General features: G+C 41.0%; 1 pseudogene. It reads right to left on the bottom strand.

What is annotated here, in order from left to right:
- Positions 1-334, bottom strand: a pseudogene (locus ACFIO5_RS09925) (DUF3792 domain-containing protein); the annotation flags it as partial.

The following is a 334-nucleotide window of genomic DNA, read 5'->3' as shown; positions in this document are numbered from 1 at the left end:
TTTTAAATATGTGCGATAGTGAGATGGATCATTTTTGAAAGCTGTTATTGCCTCCCCAATATCCTTGAGAGCTGCTTGATAGGATGTTTTTAAGCGATCAGGATTGAGAGCAGGGATGTCGCTTTTGTTGAGAAGTGCGCGTAATTCATTGCCCAGTTTATCAAAATCAACGCCATTGTCTTTTGTCTTACGCAAAAACTGTTCAAAGCTCTCGCCATCGAATTTTGAAAGAAGGGGGGAAAAATTTGTTTTGAGGTTGTCTATGGTTTGTCCAATTGCTGAGCTATTTTCTACCGCAGCTTGAGCGCCTAGTTTTGCTGTACTTGAAACCACG

The sequence above is a fragment of the Bartonella sp. AA86SXKL genome (assembly GCF_042196885.1).
This window is presented reverse-complemented; position numbering and strand designations above follow the sequence as displayed.